18 protein-coding genes are annotated in these 23,188 nt (G+C 27.1%); 15 read left to right on the top strand and 3 right to left on the bottom strand.

The features are described 5' to 3' along the window. Positions 1-7 precede the first annotated feature (7 nt). The 4 genes from CDIF1296T_RS15660 (at position 8) to CDIF1296T_RS15645 (ending at position 6,533) form a co-directional block, all read left to right on the top strand. On the top strand, positions 8-1,138 hold the full coding sequence (locus CDIF1296T_RS15660) for an ATP-binding protein (protein WP_003439899.1): 1,131 nt from the start codon (positions 8-10) through the stop codon (positions 1,136-1,138). A 3-nt stretch (positions 1,139-1,141) separates the two neighbouring features. After that, the gene (locus CDIF1296T_RS15655) at positions 1,142-2,551 is read left to right on the top strand and encodes a vWA domain-containing protein (RefSeq protein WP_009898108.1); all 1,410 of its coding nucleotides are present in this window, start codon (positions 1,142-1,144) and stop codon (positions 2,549-2,551) included. 216 nt (positions 2,552-2,767) lie between these two features. Beyond that, on the top strand, positions 2,768-3,271 hold the full coding sequence (locus CDIF1296T_RS15650; RefSeq protein ID WP_022620559.1) for a CarD family transcriptional regulator: 504 nt from the start codon (positions 2,768-2,770) through the stop codon (positions 3,269-3,271). A 1,906-nt stretch (positions 3,272-5,177) separates the two neighbouring features. After that, positions 5,178-6,533 (top strand): peptide MFS transporter, encoded by a 1,356-nt coding sequence (locus tag CDIF1296T_RS15645; RefSeq protein ID WP_003432047.1) that lies wholly within the window; start codon positions 5,178-5,180, stop codon positions 6,531-6,533. Positions 6,534-6,758: 225 nt separating this feature from the next. Here the strand turns inward: CDIF1296T_RS15645 and CDIF1296T_RS15640 are convergent, their stop codons facing one another. Both CDIF1296T_RS15640 and CDIF1296T_RS15635 read right to left on the bottom strand, forming a co-directional pair. Then, on the bottom strand, positions 6,759-7,640 hold the full coding sequence (locus CDIF1296T_RS15640) for a PhzF family phenazine biosynthesis protein (RefSeq protein ID WP_009898106.1): 882 nt from the start codon (positions 7,638-7,640) through the stop codon (positions 6,759-6,761). Then, entirely contained in the window at positions 7,627-8,379 is a 753-nt protein-coding gene (locus CDIF1296T_RS15635; RefSeq protein ID WP_009898105.1) for a TrmB family transcriptional regulator, read from the bottom strand. The genes CDIF1296T_RS15640 and CDIF1296T_RS15635 overlap by 14 nt, the downstream gene beginning before the upstream one ends. Positions 8,380-8,645: 266 nt before the next feature. Between CDIF1296T_RS15635 and trxA the strand changes: the two genes are divergently transcribed. Continuing rightward, entirely contained in the window at positions 8,646-8,963 is a 318-nt protein-coding gene (gene trxA, locus CDIF1296T_RS15630) for a thioredoxin (protein WP_004453775.1), read from the top strand. Between the two features lie 206 nt (positions 8,964-9,169). Here the strand turns inward: trxA and CDIF1296T_RS15625 are convergent, their stop codons facing one another. Continuing rightward, the gene (locus CDIF1296T_RS15625) at positions 9,170-10,444 is read right to left on the bottom strand and encodes an aminotransferase class V-fold PLP-dependent enzyme (RefSeq protein ID WP_009898104.1); all 1,275 of its coding nucleotides are present in this window, start codon (positions 10,442-10,444) and stop codon (positions 9,170-9,172) included. 885 nt (positions 10,445-11,329) lie between these two features. Here CDIF1296T_RS15625 and CDIF1296T_RS15620 point away from each other — a divergent pair. From CDIF1296T_RS15620 to CDIF1296T_RS15575, 10 genes are all read left to right on the top strand, one after another. Next, complete coding sequence (locus CDIF1296T_RS15620) at positions 11,330-12,166, top strand: PRD domain-containing protein (RefSeq protein WP_003432034.1); 837 nt, start codon at positions 11,330-11,332, stop codon at positions 12,164-12,166. A 352-nt stretch (positions 12,167-12,518) separates the two neighbouring features. Then, entirely contained in the window at positions 12,519-14,096 is a 1,578-nt protein-coding gene (locus CDIF1296T_RS15615) for a PTS transporter subunit EIIC (protein WP_009893767.1), read from the top strand. Next, positions 14,089-15,273 carry a MalY/PatB family protein gene (locus tag CDIF1296T_RS15610; RefSeq protein ID WP_009898103.1) on the top strand — a complete coding sequence of 395 codons (1,185 nt, stop codon included), beginning with the start codon at positions 14,089-14,091 and terminating at the stop codon, positions 15,271-15,273. Before CDIF1296T_RS15615 ends, CDIF1296T_RS15610 begins: the two co-directional genes overlap by 8 nt. 17 nt (positions 15,274-15,290) lie before the next feature. Then, a complete protein-coding gene (locus tag CDIF1296T_RS15605; protein ID WP_003432026.1) occupies positions 15,291-15,890 on the top strand; it encodes a KpsF/GutQ family sugar-phosphate isomerase in 600 nt (199 codons plus the stop codon). 23 nt (positions 15,891-15,913) lie between these two features. Next, positions 15,914-16,384, top strand: a complete 471-nt coding sequence (locus CDIF1296T_RS15600) for a PTS sugar transporter subunit IIA (protein WP_003439878.1) — start codon at positions 15,914-15,916, stop codon at positions 16,382-16,384. Positions 16,385-16,742: 358 nt separating this feature from the next. Continuing rightward, positions 16,743-17,489, top strand: coding sequence for a DUF2087 domain-containing protein (locus CDIF1296T_RS15595; RefSeq protein WP_003439876.1), 747 nt, complete (start codon positions 16,743-16,745; stop codon positions 17,487-17,489). A gap of 60 nt (positions 17,490-17,549) precedes the next feature. Further along, positions 17,550-18,224, top strand: a complete 675-nt coding sequence (locus CDIF1296T_RS15590; protein ID WP_009898102.1) for a 4Fe-4S binding protein — start codon at positions 17,550-17,552, stop codon at positions 18,222-18,224. Between the two features lie 367 nt (positions 18,225-18,591). After that, a complete protein-coding gene (locus tag CDIF1296T_RS15585; RefSeq protein ID WP_009898101.1) occupies positions 18,592-19,938 on the top strand; it encodes a glycoside hydrolase family 55 protein in 1,347 nt (448 codons plus the stop codon). Positions 19,939-19,964: 26 nt separating this feature from the next. Next, complete coding sequence (locus tag CDIF1296T_RS15580) at positions 19,965-21,365, top strand: glycosyl hydrolase family 28-related protein (RefSeq protein WP_009898099.1); 1,401 nt, start codon at positions 19,965-19,967, stop codon at positions 21,363-21,365. 209 nt (positions 21,366-21,574) lie between these two features. Further along, complete coding sequence (locus CDIF1296T_RS15575) at positions 21,575-23,011, top strand: glycoside hydrolase family 55 protein (RefSeq protein WP_009898097.1); 1,437 nt, start codon at positions 21,575-21,577, stop codon at positions 23,009-23,011. The last annotated feature ends 177 nt before the right edge of the window (positions 23,012-23,188 follow it).

Raw genomic sequence — 23,188 nt, 5'->3', positions numbered from 1 at the left:
GAGAAAAATGAATTTTATAGACACATTAAAAAGCGTTGACTTAATATTATCCACTGGAGAAGTACCTTTAATAGTAGGTGAAAGTGGAATAGGAAAAACAGCTTTAGCAAATAAGCTTGCCAAAGAAAATGATTGGAGTTTAATTGTTATTGATGGAAACTTACTTAAAGAGGGTGAAATAGGTGGTCTTCCAACTATAGAATCTTATGTAGGAGTTAATTCTAATGGATATAAGACTGAAAAGAAAACAACAGTGTATGCTGTTCATAACAAATTAAGAGAAATTGATGAAGAGATATCTAAAAGTAAGACAGTTCTTTTATTTATAGATGAGATAAATCGTTGTGAGCATACAGTACAGCAAGAACTTATGAATTTAATTTTAAATAGAGAAATTAATGGATATAAACTGCATGATGATGTAAAGATTTTAGCAGCAATGAATCCATCAAGTAAATATGGTTCAGATTTTGATTATCAAGTGGTAGATATGGATGCAGCCCAAGAAAATAGGTTTGTTTGGTTAAATATGGAGAGTGACCATACACAATGGATAAAATGGGCAATAGATGAGGGTATTGAAAGAAAAGTTATCGAGTTTATTTCCACTTTTCCAGAATATCTGCATAAAATAAATGAAGATGATGTAAGAGCCACTCCTAGAAGTTATGAGAGAGTATCTAAAATTTATAAAGTTTATAAAGAAAAAAATAATTCTATTCCTAGAGCAGTATTTTTAAATGTTGTAAAGGGTAATGTAGGTAAAGTTATTGCAGAAGAATTTATAAGTTTTATTGAATCAAACTCTGAACCATTAATATCCTATGAAGATGTTTTTTTAGGAGAATCTATTGATGAGTCTATTGTAGAAAGAGTAAAAAATGAGAGTCATACAAGACTTTATCTATCAGCTATGAACATTCTAAAAGACTTAGAATTAAATATTAAGAATGATAAATATGAATCAAACCACTATATTAATAGATTTATTGAATTTTTAAAAATGTATCCTGTAGATTTAATGATAGGTATTATGAAGGATATTAGAAACAGTTATATTGAAGTATATAAAAAAGCTATAGAAAATGAAGAGTTTGTAAAATCATATTTTGAATCTTATAGTTTAATAAGGGGATAATGTATGGAAAATTATTTTGATAAACAAGCAAAAGAGCTTTATAATAAAGCAAGTGAAATTATAAATACTCATTCTATGCTAAAGGCAAATCGTGCTAATGAGAAATTTGATATAGATATACCACAAGATTTTAAGTATGAGTTTTTTAGTCTTGTAGATAAAGTGAATTTAAGTCTTATGGAAGAAGAAGATAATTTTTATGGATATTTTTTGTTTCAGATGTCAAGAGAAATAAGATTTGATATAAGTAGTCCTACAGGTGTGAATTTTAAGGGAGCTAAATATGTTATATATTTTAATCCAATAATCTTTTTAACGCTTGACATAAAGCAAATGGAGACTACAATTAAACATGAAATTCATCATATATTATCTATGCATTTGATGAGAGCAAAGGAGTTAAAAGGAAAGTATAGTACATTAGCAATTAATATGGCAATGGATATAGTAGTAAATAAATTTCTAAACAATTTACCACCATATGCAACTACCTTAGAGTGGGTAAATTTAAAGTATTCCTTAAAACTTGAACCATATGAACCTTTTGAATATTATGTAGAAAAGATTCAGACTGAATTAGATTTGATGGAAGTGGATGAAGATGGTGAGGAAGATGATAGTGATAAATATGGAGATATAGAAATTGATTATAGCCCCGAAAGAACTCATGATATATGGGATGAATCCAATGAGATAGATGAAAATACCCTTAGAGAATTTACTGAAAAATTTATTAACAGTTCTCAAAAAGGTAAAGTTCCTGCTTATTTAGAAAGTATGATATCATCACTTAAAAATAGTAAGGGTGAATTGCCATGGAATTTATATCTTAATAGAATAATGGGAACAGTTGAAAATAATAAAAAGAAGACTATAACAAGAAGAAATAGAAGACAACCAAATCGTTTAGATTTGAGGGGAGAACTTAGAAGTCATAAGTCAGAAATAGCAGTTGCACTTGATGTAAGTGGAAGTATTAGTGATGAAGAGTTTAAACAAGCTATTAAAGAAGTTCTTAGTATAGTGAAAAACTATAATCATGAAATTACAATTATAGAATGTGATAATGAAATTAGACGTGTATATAAAGTGAGAACTGAAAAAGATATAAAAGATAGAATTAGGATAGGTGGAGGCACTAGATTTTCTCCAGTCTTTGAGTATGCGAATAATAAAAAGATTAATTTGTTAGTCTACTTTACTGATGGTAAAGGTGAAAATAAACTACAAGTAATACCTAGAGGGTATAAAATTTTATGGGTTATTTCTGGAAGAGGAGATAAAATTTCATTAAAAGAACCTTATGGAGCAGTTAAAAAACTTACTAAGGTTAAAACAAATGATGAAATATTAGAAATAAATGATGTAAGAAATGATGGGTACTCAATGAATAGCCAAGCACCAATTTTATAGGTATTCACAGGAGATAAGCTTTATTAATTTATTTTGATATGCTTGTTATAAAAATCTAAAAAATACATTAATCAATGGTTAATGTATTTTTTAATTTTAATAATATAAGTTTTACTTACATTTAAGTCTTAAAATGTGTTAAAATATAATATATAGCAGATAGTTTTGGCAAGGTGGATTTAGTTGTCAAAACTATTTTTTTTATTAAGGATGGTGATGTTTTTGTTTAAGATTGATGATTATATAATGTATGGTATGACAGGAGTCTGCAAAGTCATGGATATAACAAATGAACGATTTACAAATGGAATAAAAAAAGAGTATTATGTATTGAGTCCTATTTATTCTAATAATACAGTAATAAAAATTCCTGTAGATAATGAAAAAGTACCAATGAGAAAGTTACTTTCTAAAATTAATGTGCTTTCATTAATAAATGATATTCCTAATATGGATACATCATGGATAGATAATGAAAAATTGAGAAGTGAGCAATTTAAAAAAATACTCAGAGGTGGTAAATGTGAAGAGTTAATAAAATTAGTAAGAAGTATAGATAATAACAGAGAGTATGTAAAATCTATTGGTAAAAAAACACATCAAGCAGATGATAATATAATGAAAGAAGCTGAAAGGTTATTAAATGAAGAATTTGCAACTATTTTAGATATTTCTCCTAATGAAGTTAGTTCATATATTTCAAGTCATATACCTCAATAAAGTGTTTTAGTATCCTTTATTTAATCTATTTTAAGTATTATTTATGTATGCTGGTTTTGGTAAAATAAAATATATAATTAAATTATATAAAAAATAATAATGATTGTATTGAAGAATTACAGAATAGTGCGGAGAGCCTACTCCTTTAGGTGTGAGATGGATATCACTTAAAGATTTAAATTGTTATTGTAGATGTTTTTAATATAAAACAAGATTAATAAGTGTATTGTAAGCTTTAAGTGAAATTGATACTATAATGAGTTACTTAGATTTTAAAATATATAATATTATAAAAAATCCTTTTAGGTTTTGAATGAATAAGATGGATACTATGTTGAATAGAATCCATCTTATTTAAGTTTTATTTATGTTGTTTATTTGTAAGCATTATTTTTGTACATGAAAACACAGTGTAAAAATATGCTTAGAATTATGAAGTTTTATTAAAAAGATATTCGACAAAATAAGACTAAAAATATTCTTAAACTTATAACTAAGATAAATATTGTATATTTATAGTGTAGCCTGAAAAATTGTGAATGTACGAAATTTATTTAGTATTTTATTGAAACAAAGTAGAAGAAGTACTATAGTTTATCTTTGAATAGATTGTTATTTTTTAGTGAAAAAGTTATTAGGTTAATACATAAATATAATAGCTTATAAATAGTTTAAGCATGTTAAAAAAGTAGTTATTAGAGATATATAGTTACATTGCTTATAAGATACTTAAAATGATAGCATTCACTTATATTTAGAAAATTAAGATAAAAAATCATTTTTATATAGTAAAGCATACCTAAATTTAGAAAATAATTGAATTTATAAAATTAATTAAATACATAAAAAAGTATTCAATCAACTTAACAAATTTTTTTAAATTTAATTTAAATTTTTTATTCTATTAATTATTAATATTATTTTCAAATCAATGCAGTTATAAGAAGTGTATAATTTGATTATTATATACTGCATACAAAAATATATTTGAGCAAATAAGTAAAGTAATAAAAAAATCAAGATTTCATATCTAAAAACAATTCTGAACATTAATTTAATTTATATTTTCATAGGAAATATTTTATATAATATACTTGATAAATATAATTTGAATTTTTCTAATTATTTACTGTCGATTAATAGATTTTTTTCTTGCATATAAGTGCATATTTATGGTACGATTTACATGGTGAAATAAAAAAGGGGAGGTGAAAAATAAATATTCGTGAAAAAGTTTTCAGTTTGAGGTATTTTATGAATAATATATTTTGAGGTATTTTATAAATAATATATTATACATAAAGAGTATAACCTCAATAAATAGTATCAAAGCGAATATATGGGTAATTACTTTAAAATAACAGTTTTTATGTTTAGATTCACAGTGTTTATTATAAACTAATGTGTAAGAAATAAGCCTAATCTGTGAATAGATAGTAGTTTAGTTATTTAAGTTGAGAATTGGTTGGGTGAAGTAATATATAAATTTAAAAAATAAATAAAAACATTATTTGAACAAAATATATGTTGCTTTATTCGAGACTCCTTTAAAAAAGCACTAAAATGTAATTACATAAGTTGCTACAAAAGGGGGATTTTAGTTTGTAAAATACTATCACGTAAAAAATAAGAATTGCATATGGCGAAGGTTTTTTCATGGTATTAGATGAGAATATATTAATTTATAACTATATCTGAAAATAGTGAATTTATATAATTTAAATTTATGATTAAGAAGTGTATTAATTTTATTCCATGAGAATATGTACTCTACAAATAAATGCGCAATTATCTTAATAATAATTACAAATTGTTTTACAAAATAATAATATTATATCTTTCATAAAAGAAAGAATTTGGACAAAACGTAAAAAATAAAAATACAATTAAGAAAGGATTTAAAATTATGAGCTCAACAGTAAAAAAGAAGGGTAAATTTCCTATGGGATTTTATATCTGCTCAACAACTTTCTCATTTGAAAGAGCAGCATATTATGCTTCAAAGTACTTAATATATATATTCCTTACAACAGCTATAGTTCATGGTGGTCTTGGAATAGATAAAGGACAAGCTGCTATAATGCAAGCCAACCTTGTTGCATTCACATACCTTGCACCTATAATTGGGGGATATATATCAGATAGATGGATAGGAGCTAGATATACTATACCTATAGGTATGCTTATCATGGGAGTAGGATACTATCTTGGTTCTATTGCAACTACAGTTTCTATGGTAAATGCAATGATAATCTTAGTTTCAATTGGTACTGCATTCTTTAAAGGTAACGTATCTGCGGTAAATGGACAGCTTTTTGATAGTCAAGAAGAACTTGATACAGCATTTTCAGTACAGTATTCTTTTGTTAATATAGGTTCTTTTATTGGTACTATAGCAGTTGGTATTCTTTACCTTAAAACATTTGCAAAAAATGGTGTACTTGGATTTTCTCAATGTTTCTTTATAGCAGCTGTACTTTGTGTAATAGGTGCAATATGGTTCATATATGGATGGAGATTCCTTGGGAATGCAGGAAAGAGACCTTTTAAAGAAGGTGTAGTTGCTGAAAAAATTGAAGAAAAAGATAAGTCTCCTCTTACAAGCATGGATAAGAAGAGAATTTGGGCTATTATACTTATATCATTCTTCTCTGTAATTTTCTGGGTATTCTGGTATCTAACTTATCTTGCAGTTTATGATTATGGTGCAGCATTTGTAAACATGAATGTTGGAGGATTTGATGTTCCTCTTGCTTGGTTTGACTCATTAAATTCACTTGTATGTATAGTATTAGGACCAGTTCTTGGAGCATTATGGTTTAAACTTGCTAGTAGACCACAAGGAGATATGAGTTTATTTAAAAAGACAGGTCTTGGATTAATATTCTTAGGTCTTGCATTCTTAATGCTTGTTGGTGCAGAATTTTCAAGAGGAGTTGGAGCTCCTGAAACTGCTAAAGCTAGTATACTATGGATAATCATGTTTGGTATTCTTTTAAGTCTTGGTGAAATGTTATTCTCACCACTTGGTAACTCTTTTGTAAGTAAGTATGCACCTAAGAAGCTTCTAGGTGTTCTTATGGGAGTATGGACATTTGCTACTTTTATAGCTGGTAAAGGATATGGATATATATATGCATTTACTCTTAAATTTGATATGATTAAAGTATATACTATAATTCCAGTAATACTATTTGTTGCAGCGATATTATTATTCTTATCTGATAAGACATTAAGTAGACTTGTTGAGGATGATAAATAATTAGTAAGCAATTATTATGTTTTATAGGTTAATCTACTGTAATTATGTTGTATTAGATTGATTTATAACTAATTAATAATAAAAATAAAATTTTACTTCTAAATACAATATTATGATATATATAATTATAATATTTGTTAGAGTATGATTATTAAATAAAAATAACAAATAAAAATACTAGCTTTAGTTAGCTAGTATTTTTATTTGTTTTTATTAGGTATGGGATTAATACATAATTTCACCACTTAAAACAGTATAAGCACTTCCTCCAATTTTTACAGAAGTTATGTCATTGTTTTCTCTAGTTATATTTACATATACCTTTCCAGGTCTGTTTATAAAGTTACCTTGCTCACCAATAAAACTAGTTTTATCTAAAATATTGTGATGTACTATATAAGATGATACGCAAGCGTTCCCAGTTCCACATACAGGGTCTTCTGTAACTCCAACATATGGTGCTATAGATCTTAAATGGTAGTCACACTTTTTATCTATAGTTTCTATACAAAATGGAGTTATACCAATTATATTATTATCACCACTAAATTTTTTGATTTTATTTAAATCTGGAGAGATATTTTTTAAATCATCTAAAGATTTTAGACCAAATACAAGCCACCAAAGTCCAGTATTTACCTTTATAATAGGATATTCAAGAAGTCTATCTTCATGCACACCTATCATTTGTGCAAGTTCTTTTCTGCAATTATCTAAATTTTCAAATTCAGGTGTATTCTGTTCCATCATAAATATATTTTCATTATTTATTTTCTTAAGCTCTACAGATAATACACCAGCTTTTGTTTCTTGATAAAATATACTCTTATTAGTATTAAGCTTCCCTTCTTCCAAAAGTGCATGGAAAGTACCTATTGTTGCATGACCACATAAATCAACTTCTAAACCTGGTGTGAAAAATTGTACTTTAAAATCTGCAATATTTGACTCTGAAACAAATGCAGTTTCTGATAAATTCATTTCTTTAGCCACATTCTGCTTAATTTCATCAGAAATGTTAGAGGCATCAGTAACGACACCAGCAGGATTTCCACCAAAAGGTATAGTTGTAAAAGCATCAACTTGTTTAATCTTAATTTTGTTCATTTTTATAACCTCCTTTTATTTGTTCTGAAATATAAATTTCATGTTTTATGTATTGAACTCCAATATATAAAATGTTAGAGTTTTTTGTCCAAATTGAAATGGCCTCACTGCCTTCTGATAAGTTTCCTGTCAATATTTCATCATTATCTACAATCAAAATAATTCCTTTGTAAAGCATTTTATTTTCAAGTGTAGTTTTATTACCTCCATGAATATGAATATTATCAAGACCTTTCAGACTTTTGTTTTCTAAAAGTAGTATTTCAATATTAATATTTTTTTTGTAAGCAATTAGGAGTTCTTTTTTTAATTCAAGAATTTCTTCATAAGGGCAAGAAATTATAATTTCTTGTTTTGCATTTTTTATCATTTCTATTGCTTTTTTTAATATATTTTTTTCTCCTTTTATGTTTAAAACATATTCTACACTTTTACTTTTATTTAATATCTGTAAGCTATTCTTTAGATTATCCATAGAATTGTCAAATTCTTTTTTCTTATTTTTTAATAATTCATTAGGGTTTATTGGTATGTACTTAATAGGGTCAGTTCCAACATTGATAATTATATTATTGTTTAATAGCTTTGTTATATTTTCATAGACTTTTGATTGTGGTACACCTGATAATTTACTTATTTCATATCCTGTTAAAGGGCTTTCCTTTAATAATGATATGTATATTTGAGATTCGTATTTAGTAAATCCTATATTTTGTAATTCATTAATTATATTATCCATATAGAAACTCCTTTGATAAAAGATTAGTAACTACCTATGTAGTTATTAATTTGATTTTATAATTTAAGGGAAAAAATGTCAACTATATTAAGAAAAAAATAAAATATATTAGAAATATTTAGTCTTATAAATATTTAATCTTATAAATCTATTTATCATAATATTAAACCTATTAAAAATAGGCGGTTACAAAAAAGTGCCTAATTGAACTGTTATATAGGGCGTAGTATATTAATATCAAGAAGATAATAAAGGAGATGTATATTATGGTAAAAATAATAAATAATAATGAATTTATAAATGAAGTAGAAAATAAAGATGGTTTAGTAGTTGTAGATTTCTTTGCGACTTGGTGTGGACCTTGTAAGATGCTATCACCAATATATGAAGCTTTAGGAAATGAGATGGTTGAAAAAGCAAACTTCTTGAAGGTGGACATAGACCAAAGTATAGAATTAGCTCAGAAATTTGAAGTATCTACAGTACCAACTATGCTAATATTTAAGGATGGAAAACCTGTAGATAGATTAATAGGTTTTATGCCTAAGGAGAATTTAAAAAACAAAATTGAATCATATATGTAATTAAAGTAAATTGAAGTAATTAAAATAAATCTCATATATAAACAAAAAAACTCATTGTAATGAGTTTTTTGTTTGTATAGTGTAAAATAGTTTGTATAGTTACAAATGAGTGTCTAATTGCTAATGAAATTGACTGTTGATATAATTTGCTTTTTTGTGAAAACAAAACTACTCTCTATTTATTGATAAAAAAGAATAGAAAAAGCTTATTTAAAAGCCAAAGTTTTAATAGCATGTATAAAGCTATCCACCTCATCAAAAGTATTGTACATTCCTAAGCTTATCCTAACAAGACCTACAGGATTTTCCCTCATAAATCTGACGTATGCCTCTTTTGGATTTATACCTAATAATTTTTGTACATAAATATCTGCACCTACTACTCCAGCTCCAGTTTCTATTCCAAAGTTATCAACTAAATATTTTGCTACATCTTTGTAATACATATTACTTATATTAAAAGATATATTTGGGATAATTACATTATTTGATTTATCTCCATATATTATTATATTAGGTATTTTACTCATTTCTTCTTTAGCATATAAAAATAATTCTCTTTCGTATTTTGAAATTCTGTTTAGACCAATTTTATTTAAAGTGTTCAGTGCTTTTCCCATTGCAAGAGTTCCAAAATACTCTGGGTATCCTGCTTCAAAACGTTGGGGTACGTTTGCATATAGTATTTTGTTATCATTTACAAATTTGGTAGAACCTGAGCCATATAGTACAGGATTAAATTTTTCAAAGAATTTTTTAGGTCCTACCAGAGCTCCTCCATTTAGTGGAGAATAACATTTATGAGCACTAAAAACAACAAAATCTATATGCTCATCACATTCATGTGGCATCATTGAAAAAGGTTTATGCTGAATTACTTGCACAATATCCACCAATATCTTTGCACCATACTTATGAGCTATTCTTGCTATTTCATATATAGGAGTGGTTATACCTGTGACATTACTAGCTCCTGTAACTGTAACGAGAGATACATTACCAGCATAATTTTTAAATATATTCTCTAATTGACATAAATCAAGTTCTCCTTTTTCTGTAATTCCAACAACTTTTGTAGGAAAATTAACTTTAAAAGGCAGGTAATTAGCCATATGCTCCATTGCTGTGGTAATAACAAATTTATCTGGATTTTCATCTTTAAAAAATTTTGCTAAGAAGTTTATTCCTTCTGTAGCATTTTTGACATAAATAACAGAATCCTTTTCTTCGTCTCCATCAATAAGTTTGAGGATAGTAGAGCGTACATTTTCATATTTTAAAGTATTTTTTTCTGAGATTATTCCTGGAGCATTAATATAAGTAAGCCAAGGAATCTCACAGTTTAAGTTATCTATTACGTTTTTTAAAACTAATGGAGTGGCAGAGTTGTTAAAATATATTCTTTTAACAGTTTCACCATTTTTAGTTTTAACTTTAAGATTTGCACCTTCAATGTATTTAGATACATCCATGAATTGCATAAAAAAACCCCTTATCTAATAAACTATTCTGTTTTTTATTAAAAAAGCTCAAGTTTTAATCAAGAGCTTGTTTAATATATGTTATGTTTTTATAAGGGGTTTCGTTAATTAATTCTTGTTGAGATGTTTATTAAATTACACGAAAATGAGCTACAGTTGGGGGAAACTGTAGCTCACTTGATTTTGGGGGAGATAGGTTGAACTTATTGTTTATCCGTATCATATTTTTAGTATAGTCACTTATTTTAATTTATATACATTTTTTTATAAATTTTACATAAAATGTTAAACACTAATTAGAAATAATTATGAATATGACTAATAAAGTTGTAAAAATAGTAAAGAAATTGATTAGAACATAATGGAAAATATATTGTATATAATTAGAAAAAAAGATTTTATATGTTATAAAAGATGTACAAGTATAATAATTTTATAAAAAATACAAAATATAATACAAATAATTTTATAAAAAAAATTATAAAAAATTTTAATTTAATTTATATAAATTAAAAATTATATTACTAATGTATATATTTGAGAAAAGATTAGTACAAAGCTATAATCTTAATTTCAATAAATATATATATAATTAAGTTGAAATACTTGAAAATACTGGAAAAAATTGAAAATAATTTTTGTAATATAAAATGTCGATTGATTTTAAATAATTAAATATACATAAGAAATAATTAAATATCTTTCAATGAAAATATGATAAAATATGACAAATTAATTGATGACAATAAAAAATATTTTGTTATTGTAGTATTATAGGGTAAATTGCAAAATATATACGAAAGTAAAATTTTAAATATTGACATTAAATTAAATATACTATACTATGTAAGTGTGATGAGAGAATTTTTTTAGAGGGGATTTATAGTGAATATAAAAAAGATATTTAATAACAATGTAGTAGTAAGCTCCCTAGAAGATGGCACAGAAATAATTGTCACTGGTGCTGGAGTAGGATTTAAGAAAAAAGTAGGCGATTTGATAGATGAAAATTTGATTTCTAAGAAATATTTTGTTCAAGACGATCAAAGGGACAAATACAATCAAATACTTAATAAGACCTCTATTGAATACTTTAAAATTTCAGAAGAAATTATAGAAAAGGCTAATGAAGTTTTAAATACTCAAGTGAATGATTCAATAATATTAGCCTTAACTAGTCACATAGAATTTGCTGTCCAAAGAGAAAAACAAGGTATAAAATTACCAAACTTAATATTGAATGAGACAAAACAACTTTATAGGGAAGAATTTGAATTTGGATTATGGGCAATTGATGAAATTGAAAAAAGGATAGGAATAAAATTGCCTGAAGATGAAGCAGGATATATTGCTATTCACATAATCAATGGTTTGGAAAATTCTCAAAAAGATGAAGGTATTAATATACTAGAGTTTTCAAAACAAGTTATTCAGATAATTGAAGAAGTACATGGATTTAAATTGGATGTAAATTCATTAAATTATACTAGACTTATAACTCACTTAAAGTTTTTTGTTCAAAGGATTCTCCGAAAAGAAACTTACAATGATAGTGATATTGAAGATATGTATAAGTTAGTGAATAAAAATTACAATAAACCTAAAGTGTGTACTGAAGAAATTGCAGCATTGGTATTAGACAGATTTGAATATAAGATTAGTAAAGAAGAAGAATTATATTTAATGATTCACATAAATAAAATAACAAACAGTGGTTGTTAGGATTGTAACTGATAAAGCAGGCAAAACCTAAGTCATTGAGCTTAACTATTAGATTAAGTTTTTTGATTTAGGTTTTTTTATTAGATACAATCAAAATACAGACAGTGACTTTTAGGATTGTAACTGGTTAAGCAGGCAAAACCTAAATCATTGAATTTAACTATTAGGTTAAGTTTTTTGATTTAGGTTTTTTTATTAGATACAATCAAATACAGACAGTGACTTTTAGGATTGTAACTGGTTGAGCAGGCAAAACCTAAATCATTAAACTTAATTATTAAATTAAGTTTTTTGATTTAGGTTTTTCTATAAATTTGATTATGTTTTTAGATAAAAATAGGAGGGGAAAATTATGAAAAAAAATAAGTTAGGTTTATGGAACTTCTTCCAAATGTTAGGAAAAACGTTTATGTTCCCAATAGCACTACTTAGTGTTTCTGGGATGATGCTAGGACTTGGGGCAGGTTTTACAGACCCTAAGATGATTGAAATGGTTCCATTTTTAGGGAATGAATATGTTAACTTAGTTTTAAACTTCATGTTAACAATAGGATTATTTGCATTTAACAACTTGGGAGCATTATTTGCAATGGCAATTCCACTAGGATTATTAAAAAAAGAAAAAGAGTTTGGTGCTTTTTCAGGATTAGTAGGATTTATAGCAATGCATATAGGTACAAATTTTTATTTAACAAGAGCTGATTTGTTAGTACCAGCAGAACAGATGTCAACTAATGGTCAAGCTATGATTATGGGTATACAAACATATAATACAAGTGTTTTAGGTGGTATTGTAGCAGGATTAATTGTTTATGCAATATATGATAAAGTTAGTAATTTAAAGATACCAGAATCATTAGGATTCTACAGTGGACCAAGATTAGTTCCAATTGTTAGTTTAATAGTTATGAGTATAGTTGGATTATTAATACCTATTGTTTGGCCACCATTTTTCAATGCATTCCAAAGTTTAGGAAGATGGATTTCTTCAGCAGGACCATTAGGATATTTTTCATATGCAGTGGCAGAAAGAGTTACAATTCCATTTGGACTAAATCATCTTGTAACATCCGTATTCCGTTTTACACCAATAGGTGGAACTGCTGTTATTGATGGAGAAACGTACTTTGGTACATTGAACATGTTTATGGCATATGTAGAAAATAATCAGATTATACCTCTTGATTTAGCTGGTAAAATGGAACAAGGTAAATTGATGATTCAATATGGATTAGCTGGTGCTGCATTGGCTATCTACCGTACAGCAAAACCAGAAAATAGAAAGGCACTTAAAGGACTTTTAATATCAGGGGTGTTGACAGTTATTATAGGTGGTATAAGTGAACCAATAGAGTTTCTATTCTTATTCATATCACCAGCATTATTTGCTTTCCATACATTTATGAATGGTCTAGCAAACATGGTACTTCCATACTTAGGCGTGTTGATGGGATTCACAGGAGATTTAATTGCATTTATAAGTTTTGGTGTGTTAAGAGGAACAGCTACAGGATGGCCAATAGCAGTATTAGTAGCAGTTTTATATTTTGCAATATACTATTTTGTATTTAAGTGGGCAATTATTAAGTTTAATATAAAGACCCCAGGACGTGAGGATAAAGAAATAAAAGTATCTGAAGGAAATGGTTCAGATTTCAAAAATTTGTCTACATATAAAGGACAACAAATGATATCTGCTTTAGGTGGTCAATCTAATATATTATCACTAGATAATTGTGTAACTAGATTGCGTTTAAAACTACAAGATGTATCATTAATAAATGAGGATGCAATTAAAGAGGCTGGTGGTATAGCAGTTGTTAAATTGGATGAGCATACAATACAAGTAATTATAGGAACTCAAGTGTATTCTTTAAGAAAGCAGATGGATAAAGCTATGGAAGGTCATTTGGAGGCATGTAATGATTAATTTTGATAAAAAAGTAGACCGATTGGGTACATATTGTACCCAGTGGGACTATGTAGAAGATAGATTTGGTAAGAAGGATTTGCTTCCTTTTACAATTTCAGATATGGATTTAGAGTTTCCATTTGAAATAACAGAGGTGTTGCAGGAAAGGTTAAATCATAGAGTTTTGGGATACAGTAGATGGAAACATGATGATTTTAGAAATTCAGTTACGAATTGGTATATTAAAAGATTTAATTGTAGCGTTGATAGTAACTGGATATATTATAGTCCAAGTGTAATGTATTCAATTAGCAAACTTATTGAGATGTTAAGTAATGAAGGAGATGGAATCCTTATAAATACTCCTGCATACAATGCTTTTTATGATGTGATAACAAATAACAATCGTAATATTATAAAGTCACATCTTGTAAATAGGAATGGATTCTATTCAATTGATTTTAATGATTTTGAGAAAAAGTGTAAAAAATCTAAGATATTTATTTTATGTAATCCTCACAATCCAATTGGTAGAGTATGGAGTGAGTTAGAACTTGTTAAGATGATAGGAATTTGTAAGAATAATGATGTCAAGATAATATCAGATGATATACACATGGATATTGTATATGACAATAGAATGACACCTATCTTAAATGTTGCAAAGGACTATTTAGATTCTGTATTCATTTGTACATCAGCGTCTAAATCTTTCAATATACCAGCATTGACTGGGTCATATGTGATTATACCAAATGAAGGTATTAGAAATAAATTTGAAAATATCACTAGATACCGTGATTTTGTAAATTCGCCAGCAATTCTAGCAATATTAGCTACAATGGTCTGTTATGATGACTGCGAATATTGGTTAGATGAACTATTAAAATACCTTAAAGAGAATCTTAAATATACGATTGATTATATAAAAGATAATTTAGAACCATTGAAATTGGTCATGCCAGAAGGCTGTTACTTTGCTTGGATAGATTTTTCCGAACTTAAAATAAGTGGTGAGAAATTCCAAAAATTATTGATGGATATTGGAGAAGTTGCTATTATGTCGGGGTCTGTATATGGTGAAGAAGGTGAGTTTTATTTAAGGTTAAATGTGGCATGTTCAAGAGAAAAACTTGAAGATGGTTTAAATAGGATTAAAAAAACTATGGATTATATTGCAAAAAGAATTTTATAGTAGGAAGGGAGATAGTTATGGGATATTTAAAAACAATGGTTGATGTTATGACTACTGAAATGAATGCCATAAGATGTTTAATAGATGAAGCAGGAATAGAATATGAAAGTATAGTTAGTGAAATTGCAAATTGTGAAGGCAAAGTAATTTTTATGGGTGTAGGAAAATCTGCACATATAGGTAAGAAATTGGCAGCTACATTTGCTAGTACTGGTACACCTAGCTTTTTTGTACATGCAACAGAGGCAGTGCATGGAGATTTAGGAATGATTGAAAGTAAGGATATTACAATTTTAATATCAAATAGTGGAAATTCTATGGAAGTGGTAAACTGTATAAAATATATTAAAGCAATAGGTTCTAAGACAATTGCATTTACTTCAAACAGAAATTCAGTACTGGCAAAAGAGTGTGATTATGCTTTAATATATCCTGCAAAGGATGAAGCAGACCATTTAAATCTAGCACCAACAACATCATCTACAATTACTTTGGTTTTAGGAGATTCTATTGCATGTGCATTATCTAAGAGTAGTAATTTTGGTTCTTCAGATTTTTATAAGTACCATCCAGGAGGAAGTTTAGGTGAGAAGTTAAAAACAGCTAACAATGGATAAAAGCAAAAAGGAGAGTAGTTTTTATGTTCAAAATGTTTAAAAAAAAATCAATAAAATCACCCATATCAGGAAAAGTAATAGAGTTATCTAAAATACAAGATGGTGTATTTTCTCAAAAAATTATGGGAGAGGGTGTAGCTATAGATTCTACAGGAGACATTGTATATGCTCCAATCAATGGAAAGATAGTAGTAGTAGCAGAGACTAAACATGCATTTGTAATAGAATTAGAAAATGGGATGGAACTTCTTATTCATGTTGGTTTAGATACTGTAAATTTAAAAGGCGAAGGTTTTGAGGTATTGGTGAGTATGGGAGAACAAGTGAAGGAAGGAACACCAATGTTGAAAATTAACCGTCCTTTGATTGAATCAAAGGGTATATCACTTATTACTCCAGTTACAATAACTAATCATTCAGAGTACAATATGAATACATGTAATGTAGGCAATAGTGTTGAAGGTGGGAAAGATACTGTAATTGAGTTTAAATAAAGAACTAAAATACAAGGTTAATATTTATAAATACCTATAAACTTATGTTTTATAAGATTGATTGTATAGATTTGTTGTATAAAAAAGAACTCTTTAATTATAAATTAAGGAGTTCTTTTTTATTTTGTAAATATTGTTTAGATTTATATAGAAAAACACTTAGTAATAAATAGAATAAATAAGTATTTATATAGCTAAAAATCTAAATAGTTTTGTTTAAATATATTTTTATATTTTGTAATTTCAAATTAATAAATAATTAGATTTGATAAACAAAAAATAAAAATGTTGATTACATTAATAAACTTTAATATAATATATTTATGAAAAATGTAAACTGTGAAATGGAGGTAGTAACATGAAAATTGAAAATCTTTCTATTGATGATATTAAACGAGGCTATATATTTAATGATGATTTAAATTGTTATAGTTGCATTAAATGTACAAAAACATATGAGGTAGGAGAAATATATAAAATAGGTAATAGATTCTTTGAAGCTTCAAAAGCTATTGAACTTCATATGGAATTAGAACATAGTGATTATTTAGAGCAATTGCTTAATAGTGATTCAAAGTACAACACATTGACTGAAAATCAAAAACAATTATTTCAATTATTTATTAGTGATTTACCAGATAAGGAGATAGCAAAACAGGTTGGAGTATCCACATCTACTATACGCCATCAAAAATTTATTTTCAGAGAAAAAGCAAAACAGGCTAAGTTCTATTTAGCACTATATGAATCTGTATTTGAAGATAAATCTAATAAAAGTAGTACTATAATACCAATCCATGAACATGCTCGAATGGTAGATGAAAGATATGTAGTAACTGAAGAAGAGAGAAAACACATTTTGGATACATCATTTGAAAGTATGAATCCTTTAAAATTAAAAGTATTTTCTTCAAAAGAAAAGAAAAAGGTCGTAATTTTATCTAAGATTTTGGAACAATTTGAACGTGGGAAGAAATATTCAGAAAAGGAAGTTAATCAGATTTTAGAATCTATATATGATGATTTTGCAACAATTAGAAGATATCTAATTGAGTATGGTTTTATGAGTAGAAATAAAGAATGTACAAAGTATTGGTTAACATAATTAAAATAATAAATTTTACTAATGTGTAATGTTATTTTTATCTAGGGGGAGGAGTCAAATATGAATGATGAATTAAAATCTATTTTATACAATAAAGGTGTAGACATTGTTCGCTTTGTTGATATATCTGAATTTCCAATAAATCAAACGCACGGTTTTTCTAAAGCAATTTTATTTTGTATAGGGTTATCAAAAAAATTTATTACAGATATATACAATAACTTACCTACAGATAGTGATGAGTTTTTGGAAAAAGAGGAGAAAGTAGAAGAATTAGCTGACTGGATTTCAAAATATATTCAAAATAAAGGATATAGAGCGTATTCTCAATCGGAGAAAAACAATCTAGGACATGGATATTTTGAAAAAGCCTATATTAATCCAGAAATGCAATCAGGGATTAGTCCTTTACCACATAAGACAATAGCAAATATTAGTGGCATTGGATTTATGGGAAAAAATAATTTGTTTGTAACAGAGGAATATGGATGTGCTTTTAGCATGTGTACAGTACTTACAGATGCTCCAATTTCTGTTGAAAGATATCCTTTGATTGATTCAAAATGTATGGATTGCAATGTTTGTGTAGAGAACTGTCCTGCAAAAGCTATACATGGAAATGAATGGACTTTACCTGGAAAAAGAGAATCTATTATTGATGTTTCAAAGTGTTTTTGCGTATTGAGGTGTATGATGAGTTGCCCATGGTCATTAAGATATGCAAATCAAAAATAATTTTACTAGAGGAGGTATTAAATTGAATATTATAAAATTTTTAAAATGTAAGATTATATAAGATTTTTCAAAATAAAAATTTGTATAGAACACTCAGAAATGAGTGTTTTTTTATTGGAATTAAATTATATTGATACAAAGCTTAACTATTTTAATCATTATATAAACTTTGTATTAAAAAATTAAGAATAACTTGCTAATAGTAAAAATATAATGAGATTATAATTGATTTATAATATAACTGTAATGATGTTGTAAAATGAAAATTGTCATCTCAAAATTCCCAAAAAGAGTAAAAGTCACTTCGGTTATAGTCAAAAAATTTTTTCAGTGAAAATAATTTAGATTTAAAAGGGAGGAATTAATCATGGAAATTGAAACTAAAACTCCAGATTGGATTAATGTACTAGAATTAAACAGTAAAATAGATATTACTGGGAAATATGATGTAAGTAATATGATACAAGATATTGTCTCTGATAAGTCACTAGAAGGTTCCATTATATATTTTCCAAAAGGTAATTATTTATTTGAGAAAGGTATTAAAATTAGTCAACAAATAACACTTCAAGGAGATTCTTATTATGGAGGAGATAATCAAGTATCAAATTTAGATAAAAAACAATCAATCATAGGAACAACCAATTTTATAACTCGAGGAGTTTCTAATATGAGTATTATTGCATTGACAGGAACAAGTCAATGTATCAAAAATATTAATTTTTATTATGATAGTCATGATATAGAGAAAATACCGCCTAAAAATGTATCTGCTATTACAGAATATGGAGAAACACAAGGACTATCTCATTTTGAACACCTGTTTATTTCTGGATTTTCAGGGATAGGAATTGAAATTCCATACTATTCAACTGGTAATGATATTACTGTTAGTTCATGTGGTCTTGGTATGAGGCTTGGAGAGAAGTCAATGCTTTCTAGTAGCAAGATTTACGAATGTAAAAATGGAATGGAGATTACTACTGGTGTTAGCTTAAATAATGTGAGAATAGAAGAAATAAAAGAAATAGGTATTAATAATAAAGGATTTGGTTTTAACCTGATTATGAATCTTATGGTAGACCAATGTGGATATTGTGGATTTATGTTTGAAAAAATGTGCTATAGCCAGATAACTGCCAGAATTACTAGATGCGGTCAGTATTATAAAAGTGTTGATTATAATGCTTATGAGAATATGGAAGATAGGAAAGAAGAAGCTTATTCCATTTTTTATGGAGATATTTTAGAAAATTGCAATATTGTATTGATGAATAGTAATATTGATACCTTGGAAAATGATTCACTTGATGAACATAAGATATATGTAATCAAGGCAAATGAAACAAACAATGTAATGCTAACATGTTATGCTGAAGCAGATAACTTTATACAATGTGCAAAAGGTAACTTGCTGTTAGAAAATGGCGTAAATACTTATAAATTTTATAATGGTGAGATTTGTTCTGTAGGAGGTGTTCAAATTTCTGATATAGATGAAAAAGATTTAATCAAAATAATCGAGAACACTCTGTATATAGATGATAAAGGTAAGTATTTAATGGTTCCTAGATTAAAAAAGAATACTGTAATATATTCAGTACTAGATTCTACAGAAGAAATAAATAAATTACATGGTGGAATATGGGAACAGATTGATGTAAAAGTATTAGCTGGGGAATCCATGTACTATTATAAAAAGATAAAAGATTAAATTATCAAACTAGGAGGTAGTGATTAATGGAAGAGTCTATAATAATTAAAGATATAAGTGGCTGGATTAATGTACTTGATTATGGAATTTGTAATGATGAAACAAAAGATGTAAGTTTTAAGTTGCAAGAGATTATGGATGCTGTACCAGAAGATTCTATTATATATTTTCCAAAAGGAAAATACTTATTTGAAAGTGGTGTCAAGATTAAGAAACGATTAACCTTATGTGGAGATTCTTATATTTTAGCGAATGTTCCTAAAAATACTGCTGGAGTAACACAGTTTACTTTTAAAGGAAAGAAAAATCCTAAAAGTGAAAATATAGCAATCATAACAGCAAAAAGTGTAAGACACTGTATTAAGAACATTTGCTTTTATTCAGATAGTTGTGATAGAGATATGACATCTAATCATGAACCTCCAACAGATGGAAAACCTAGATTTCATCATAATGTAATTATAAATTATAGAAATATATCTGCTGTTATATGTGAAGATAAACAGGGAGAACCAGGTCATTATGAAAATCTATCTTTTAGTGGTTTTTCTGGAATTGCACTTGATATGCCTAATAATTCTACAGCAAATGATATTACAATTTTTACATCCGGACTTGGAATTAGTACAGGGGAAAATTCAACAATTGCTAACAGTAAGGTTTGGGGCTGTGTTGATGGAATGATAATTTCTACTGGAACTTTTATAAATGGTATGAGGGTAGAAGAAATAAAAAAAGTTGGAATTAAAAATATTGGTAGAGGTTTAAATTTTATTACAAATATCACAATTGACCAATGTGGATATTGTGGAGTTTGGTTTGATTCTATATCCAATGTTCAGATATCAGGAAATATCACAAGGTGTGGGCAGTACTATTATGATGTAAGCTATGATAATTATTTAATGTTGGATAATAGAGTTAAAGAAGCATATTCTTTATTCTATGGTAATTTATTGGAATCAAGTAATATAGTTTTATCAAATACCAATGAAGACAATTGGGAAGATTTCAAAGAGGATAAGCATAAGGTGTATCTTATAGAAGCACTTAAAACCAAGAATGTACTATTAACATGTAATATAGATGCTACTGACTGGATTGTTAAGTCAGAAAAAGGAAATTTAACGTACAATAATATGCGACAAACTGTTATATTTTACGATGGAAAACTAAGTAATATCAATGGAATTGGTATATCTGATGAAGATTATGGGGATAAAGTCAAGATAAAAAAAGGAAATATATATATAAATAGTAATGATAAGGATATTAAGATGCATAAACCAGAGGTAGGTGACATTATGTCAACAATTATTAAAGATAAAAGTATTCTTTCTGCTCATTATGGGGGAACATGGGAGAAAATTGGTGAAAAAATAGAGTTTGGAATAACTGTACACTATTATAAATTGATAGAGAAATAAGTAAATACGTAGTATTTGAATAGATGTATTTTATTGGAGGGCTAGGACTATAGTTTTAATGTAAATGGTTTGGTAATAGCATGGATTGAATAATATAAAAATAATATAAAAAATTAATTTGATTATGTAAATTTCTATGAAGTAGTAAAACTGTGACTTTAGTCATAGGAGGTTCAAACTAAGTAAAAGGGAAAGGAATATATAATATTATGGAAGGAAGAACTGGGATTAAAGATGGAAGATGGATTAATGTAGTAGAAAGAGGTATTAAAAATGATGGTTCGTACAACGTAGGTCCTGCTTTGCAGGATATTATTGATGAAATAGAAACAGATTTTTGTGTCTTATATTTTCCAAAAGGTAAATACCTATTTACAAGTGGTGTTAAAATTAATAAAGAAATTGTATTGCAAGGTGATTCTAATTCATCTACAGGTACTACACAATTTATAACTCGTGGAGTAGAAAATATGAGTATTATTACATTGACAGGGAAGAAACAATGTATTAAAAATATAAATTTCTATTCTGATAGTTGTGAGATACAAGTAAATAAAGAACCACCGGCAAAAGGTAATCCTAAATATCATTATGAGATGATTATCAATAAGAATGAAAAGAATGTTGAGATGAATAATGTATCAGCAATCCTGTATGATAACAGTAAGAATATGATTAAAGGTCTAGGTCATTATGAAAATATTTATATAAGTGGTTTTTCGGGTACAGGAATTAGGATACCATATTACTCAATTGTAAATGATATTACAGTTTCATCTTGTGGGCTGGGTATTGATACAGGAATAGACACAATTATTTCTAATAGTAGAATATCTAAGTGTCAAAATGGAATGAGGATTAGGACTGGAACTAGCATAAATAATGTAAGAATTGAAAAAATACAGAAAGTTGGTCTTATAAGTAGTCAAGTTAAGGGGTATGAGGGGTATGGAAGTTATAAAATTAATAATATTACGATTGACCAATGTGGGTATTGTGGCTTTTCATTTGATTCAATGAAAGATAGTTATTTTTCTGGTATTATAAGAAGGTGTGGTCAGTATTATTATAATACAGATTATGACACATATTTAAGTATTAAAGATAGAGTAGAAGAAGCATATTCTTTATTTTATGGAAATTATTTTACAGAATGTAATATTGATTTAGTTAGTGATAATAAGGATAACTGGGATGATGGCTTAGAATATAAACATAAAGTTTATGTATTTAAAACCCTTCAAATACCAAAATTAACATTGAGATGCAATATAGATGCCTATGATTATATCGTTAAATCGGTACATGGAGGAGGTAATTTAATGTTAAAAAATAACTTTAACAATTATATATTTATTGATTCATCTAGTCCAGAAGTTATTAATGGAATTAATTTTAATTATCAAAAGAATGGAAACCTGTTAAGGTTAAATAATGGTAAATTAAGTTATAAAAATGGAAAGGAAGAAACAGCTATATTCAGACCTAATTATGGTCTTATTGTAGCATCAACAGATTCAGAATGTGAACAAATAGAGGCTACCTATGGAGAAAAATGGGAGAAGCTTGGTTCTGAAGTAATTGGAAAAGAAACGGTATATTATTATAAACATCATGAACCAGAAAAAACAAACCAAATACAATAAAATTTGTATTATATAATGATATAAAGTTTTAATATATAGTGTTTACCTTTAATGTAATATTGATATATTTGTATAGTATTAAATTTGTTAAAAAGTAAAATTGTAGGGTGCTTGAAAATAGCACCTTTTTTAGTTTCATTATAAAATTAGTTTTGAAAGTTTAGGAATAATGTATAT

The sequence above is a fragment of the Clostridioides difficile ATCC 9689 = DSM 1296 genome (genome assembly GCF_001077535.1).
GTDB lineage: Bacteria > Bacillota > Clostridia > Peptostreptococcales > Peptostreptococcaceae > Clostridioides > Clostridioides difficile.
Note: the sequence above shows the minus strand (reverse complement) of the source record. Positions and strands in the feature narration are given on the sequence as shown.